The organism is Propionivibrio sp. (assembly GCF_016790145.1).
Classification (GTDB): domain Bacteria; phylum Pseudomonadota; class Gammaproteobacteria; order Burkholderiales; family Rhodocyclaceae; genus Propionivibrio.
In genome coordinates this window covers 1-3,953 of sequence record NZ_JAEUOI010000031.1, presented here as the reverse complement: position 1 = coordinate 3,953, position 3,953 = coordinate 1, and the positions used below count along the sequence as shown (strand labels likewise).

Below are 3,953 nucleotides of genomic sequence, written 5' to 3'. Positions count from 1 at the left end.
TGTGCATGAAGCAATACGGCGTCAAAGAGTCCGACTTGTTGCCTGGCATGAAAGTGGGGAAACCAGAACTTACTGGCGGTGCTCTCTTCAAGGACAACACCAAGACCCTCACTTGGTAACATTGGCATAATGCTGCGCGATGATGCCGCGCAGCCCAGGTGAATTCTACGTTGCATGTCCGCTTTTCAAGAGATTAACCTGTAGTTCAGGGTCGATTCCAGAAGTAGCCTGAAATATCAACCGGACGTAGGAGCCGACTTCCAGAGCTACGACCGCTGACCTTCCCATTGCTGCCGTTGGTGGCACAGAGCCCCAACGACCGGATTGGCCGACCTGTTGTCGGTGGGCCATGAACATCGAGCGTCTGCTGTAAGCCTTTAGCCAGCAGACACCCAGTGGTCGTGGAAAATTTAGCCTGAACTTCGGCTATGCAGCGGGAGCTGCCATACGCGATTCAGGAATGGGCGACAGTTGCTCGGCCTTATGCAAAGCTTTCCATAAGGCCGATTATGCAAAGTACCCGATTATGGAAAGTAGTCGGCGCGCCTTTGGCCGGATAGTAGGCAGGGAGCGGATTGGCAGAGTCTGAGTTTTCCGGAAGGTTGACATAATTTCAGTGGTCTCTTGGAGTGGTTGCTCTACTTCAGGAGACCGTTATGAACCAAACTTTTTTGCACCGTACTGCGCGAAATGCGCAGCCATCGGCGGCATTTTCTGTTGATGTCGCCGAGGAACTGCGCAGCTACGACGAGCACCTGCGTGAAGTACGAGGGTTGTCGCCGGGCACTCGCCGTCAGCGTGCTTCGATCGTAGGACGCTTGCTGCAACGGAAGTTCGCTGAACGTCCAATCGATTTTGCCAAGCTGCGCCCTGAGGACATTCGCCAGTTCCTTGCCGACCAACTGGACGCGCGTCAAACGCCATCCAATGCATCACAGTTGGCATCGGCGTTGCGTAGCTACTTCCGTTACCGGACCACCTGCGGCGATCAGGTTGGCGGACTGACCGCAGTCATCACGAACCCCGTTCACTGGAAACTGGCGCCGTTGCCACGAGCGCTCAAACCGGACGAGGCTGACCGCCTGTTGAAATCCTTCACGACAGTTCGGCGGTCACCGAAACGCAGCTACGCGATCATCCGCTGTGCACTCGACATGGGGCTGCGTTCCGGAGAAATCGCTCGTCTCATGATCAGCGATGTCGACTGGCATGTAGGCACGGTGATGCTGCGCGGCACGAAATCGCTGCGTCATGACATCCTGCCGTTGCCGATGGAGACCGGGCAGGCGCTGGCTGATTATCTGCAACATGAACGCCCACACACCAGCAATCCGGCGATCTTCATCCGTTGCCAGGGAGGGTGCGATCAACCGATCTCGTCGATGGCGATCCAGAAGGTGATCAAACGAGCCGGCCTACGAATTGGCCTGAAGCATTTCAGCGCGCATGCGCTACGTCACACCTTGGCGTGCCGACTGGTTGAGAACGGTAGCTCACTCAAGGAAGTCGCTGATGTACTGCGGCACCGTTCGCTGAACACGACGCTGATCTACGCCAAGCTCGACACGCCGAAGCTGTCCGCCGTGCCGTTGCCCTGGCCGGGGAGCGGATCATGAGCCGGCGCACCAGCTTGCAGGCAAGGATCGATGCCTTTATTGCCGAACGCCGTCGCCTTGGATTCAAGTTGCATTCGTGGGACACGCTCTTGTCCGGATTTGCGCGCTACGTGGACAGTCGTCATCATCGCGGAGCACTAACCGTCGAGTTGATGGCGGACTGGGCACGGCACGACAAGGGAAACCGCGAAACGCCAGGGACGTGGGCGCGTCGCCTGGAGAAGGTACGGCTATTTGCCCGATACCTGAAGCAGTTCGAGCCCGATACCGAAGTCCCGGACGAGTCGATCTTCGGACCTGTACCCGGTCGCGTGGCGCCGCACATTTACCGCGAAGACGAGATCGTCGAATTGATGGAGGCAGCTCTCACGCTCGGGCCTCGAGGCAGTTTGCGCCCAATGACCTTCGAGACGCTATTCGGCCTGATGGCTTCGTCCGGACTGCGGGTGTCCGAGGCCCTTCACCTGCGCGACGCCGATGTCGATCTCAAACACGGGATACTGACCATACGGCAAACCAAGTTCGCAAAGTCCCGGCAATTACCAATGCACCCGACCACGGTCAAGGCGCTGGAGCGCTACCGGCGGCAACGCGCACAGCATGTACTGACGACAGACGAGACCCCATTCCTCATCGGTAGCCGTGGCCAGCGACTCGGACAACCGCTCGGTGACCGGCAGGCACACCGTGTCTTCAATGCATTGCGTGACGGCCTCGGCTGGGTCAATCGCGGCGCGCACGATGCACCACGTCTTCACGACCTGCGCCACACCTTTGTTGTTCGGCGCCTGATGCTATGGCATGCCGATGTCACCGATATCGATCAGATGATGCTGGCACTGTCGACCTATCTTGGCCACGCCGAGATCTTCTACACCTACTGGTATCTGACGGCGGTTCCCGAGTTGATGGCGCTGGCCGGCGGCAAGTTCGAGCGCTTCGCTGATCTCACGGGAGGCAATGATGAATAAGACCAAGATACCGAAGCCGCCACCGTCGTTTGCTGCGCTCGTACAAGCCTACTTCGCCGAACATTTGACGCAGCACCGAGCCTTGAGTCCGCAAACGATCGCTGCCTACCGCGATGCTTTCATGTTGTTCCTCAGATTTGCTGAATCCCGGCTCGGTAAGGCTCCAACCGCGATGGCACTGGCCGACATCACACCGGATCTGATCATGGCCTTCCTCAACCATCTGGAACGTCAACGACACAATTCCGTGCGTAGCCGCAATGCGCGTCTGGCGGCACTGCGGTCGTTTCTGAAGTTCGCCGCCCACCGGGACATGTCGTCGCTGCAGGTGATCGAGCGCGCCCTCGGGGTCCCGGTGAAGCGCTTCGAGCGACCGATGTTTGGCTACCTGACCCGCGATGAGATGCTGGCAGTGATCGGCACACCGGACGGAACATGGATTGGACAGCGGGATCATGTGTTGTTCCTGATGCTTTACAACGCCGGGGCTCGCGTCTCGGAGATCACCGCGGTCAAGGTCGGCGATGTTGTGCTCGATGCAGGCGCTGCCTGCGTGCATCTACATGGCAAAGGCCGCAAGCTGCGCAGCGTTCCGCTGTGGCGCTCGACCGTGAAAGAAGTGCGCGCCTGGTTACGCTTGAATCCGCAGTTCGAGGCGGGATCCACGTTGCTGCCAAACCGCAATGGCCAGGCCATGACGCGAACCAATGTCGCCTTGAGATTAGCGTTGGCAGTCCAGTCAGCAACCGGTGCATTCCCTGACTTGGCGAAGCGGCGCGTCTCGCCTCACACCATTCGGCATACGACTGCGATGCACCTGTTGCAAGCCGGCGTCGACATCAGCGTGATTGCGCTTTGGCTCGGACACGAGAGTCCGGCAACCACCCATCATTACGTCGAGGCTGACCTGACCATGAAGGAGCGTGCCCTGGCCAAGCTTCACGAACCAACGGCCAAGATTCAGCGCTACCGGGCACCCGACGCACTCATCGACTTCCTGAAGTCACTCTGATTATGTAAAGGTCGGAATTCCTGCCTATCACAGCCAATCAGTGCTCGGCACACGTTCCGACCGACTACTTTCCATAATCGGGTACTTTGCATAATCGGCCTTATGCAAAGCTTTCCATAAGGCCGAGTAGCGGAAGGTGGCGCGAATTTGCCGACTGGCTGCTTTCACAGCAAAACGGACGGTGTAGCATTTCAGGAAAATAGGAGCTTTCCGGAAGGCGACAACTTGCCAACCGGATCATCAATTGATAGTTAAATTGATAGTCAACAATTTGTATAAATACAAATGTCCTTTATATACAAGGACTTAATTCACTGTATTGGCGGAGAGGGTGGGATTCGAACCCACGGTACC

3 protein-coding genes are annotated in these 3,953 nt (G+C 57.7%); all 3 read left to right on the top strand.

The window, feature by feature from the left end; translation table 11 throughout:
* Nucleotides 1–656 precede the first annotated feature (656 nt).
* Genes JNM42_RS03495 through JNM42_RS03485 form a run of 3 tightly spaced genes read left to right on the top strand, consistent with a single transcriptional unit; the run spans nucleotide 657 to nucleotide 3,599 of the window.
* Nucleotides 657–1,616 carry a tyrosine-type recombinase/integrase gene (locus tag JNM42_RS03495; protein ID WP_294266239.1) on the top strand — a complete coding sequence of 320 codons (960 nt, stop codon included), beginning with the start codon at nucleotides 657–659 and terminating at the stop codon, nucleotides 1,614–1,616.
* Nucleotides 1,613–2,587: a tyrosine-type recombinase/integrase gene (locus JNM42_RS03490; RefSeq protein ID WP_294266235.1), complete on the top strand. Its 975-nt coding sequence runs from the start codon at nucleotides 1,613–1,615 to the stop codon at nucleotides 2,585–2,587. The genes JNM42_RS03495 and JNM42_RS03490 overlap by 4 nt, the downstream gene beginning before the upstream one ends.
* Nucleotides 2,577–3,599, top strand: coding sequence for a tyrosine-type recombinase/integrase (locus tag JNM42_RS03485; RefSeq protein WP_294266232.1), 1,023 nt, complete (start codon nucleotides 2,577–2,579; stop codon nucleotides 3,597–3,599). The genes JNM42_RS03490 and JNM42_RS03485 overlap by 11 nt, the downstream gene beginning before the upstream one ends.
* The last annotated feature ends 354 nt before the right edge of the window (nucleotides 3,600–3,953 follow it).

What these genes read in the sequence shown, in the direction of transcription:
- JNM42_RS03495 (WP_294266239.1), top strand. Translation starts at nt 657, where the DNA reads ATGAACCAAACTTTTTTGCACCGTACTGCGCGAAATGCGCAGCCATCG.
- JNM42_RS03490 (WP_294266235.1), top strand. Translation starts at nt 1,613, where the DNA reads ATGAGCCGGCGCACCAGCTTGCAGGCAAGGATCGATGCCTTTATTGCC.
- JNM42_RS03485 (WP_294266232.1), top strand. Translation starts at nt 2,577, where the DNA reads ATGATGAATAAGACCAAGATACCGAAGCCGCCACCGTCGTTTGCTGCG.